The organism is Helicobacter sp. 12S02232-10 (genome assembly GCF_002272895.1).
GTDB lineage: Bacteria > Campylobacterota > Campylobacteria > Campylobacterales > Helicobacteraceae > Helicobacter_J.
This window is the reverse complement of record NZ_MLAQ01000032.1, coordinates 1-1,292: the sequence shown is the minus strand read 5'-3', so window position 1 is coordinate 1,292 and position 1,292 is coordinate 1. Positions and strand designations below refer to the sequence as shown.

Below are 1,292 nucleotides of genomic sequence, written 5' to 3'. Positions count from 1 at the left end.
CATCATCTTCAAGCCTGCATTTACCATCCATTTCTTTTAGCATTTCCCTTGCAATGTTTCTAGCTTCCATTTTGAGTTTTGGATTTCCTTTGATGATGGCTTGATACAAAGAAGAGAAGAGATTATCCCTAAAAGCAAGTTCATCAGAACTACAAATCATATCTTCAGTACTAATATCTTTTGCTTTGGTGATATTTTTAAGATTTTTATCTTTGATTTTACATTGAAAGCTTGGAGGATATGAACCATATGAGTCATATTCCACCTGCGCTTTAACATAATCTTTTTCACCCTTAAATACAATCTTAAGTCTTCCAGTGTTTGCATCCAACCGATCATCAGCAATCAAAAGTGTGTAGAAACAATCAAAATCAATGCTACAAGAAAAGCCATTATGTGTTTTTTGAAATTCATCACCATAGTCATCATAGAGTTTTTGCATCTTAGGATCTCCACGTACTTGTTCCTCTTCATCGTAATTGCGTTTCTTATAAGTTGGATATTTCTCTATAAAATCAGAGAAAAATTTGTCTTTTCCAAATATTCTTTCAAATAAAGTTTTGTCATTCTCATAAAGAAAAGAGACCATTTGATAGATAAAATCATCATAGACTCTAGAGATACAATTGGAAGTCCCCATATGGGCTATACTACCAATAGGAAGTGCTAAAATATTGCTATCTTTGATAAAATCATAAGCATTAGCACTGCATTGATTATCTCTTTCATCTAACATTGCTTCCATAATCTTCTTGGCTCTTTCTTTGAGTTTTGGATTTCCTTTGATGATGGCTTGATAGAGAGAAGAGAAGAAACTATCTTGAAAGGAAAGATGATTGACATCACAAATGATTGCTTCATTTGCTCGTTTGTTTTGAAGCAATGGATCATTTGTTTTTTGATACATTTCAGAACACATGAAGCTTGGAAAAATAGCAAAAATAGATTCATCATCTACCATACTATCATATTCCTTCCATGCTTCTTTAAGACCCATCTTTTCTCCATAAGCTATGTTCAATACTCCTAGAGCAATCAAACACACTACCATTAGTCTGAATAAATATCGTATCATTGGATGATCGATAAGATTTTTGTTTTTGTTATTTAAAAGCATTAAATACTCCTTTATTTTTGGTTCAAACTGCCAGCTACTTTAAGTGAGCCATTCGGATTGATCAAACCATCAGCAATCAGATTGATGATGAATGAATCATTATTTAAACGATTAACTATACTTGCTGTACTGAATTGTTGCATAAATGCATCATTTATTTCTTTTACTTGAAGTT

General features: G+C 32.1%; 1 pseudogene. It reads right to left on the bottom strand.

Annotation, left to right across the window (positions count from 1 at the left end):
- Positions 1-1,117: pseudogene (locus tag BKH41_RS09510) on the bottom strand (hypothetical protein); the annotation flags it as partial.
- Positions 1,118-1,292: the final 175 nt, after the last annotated feature.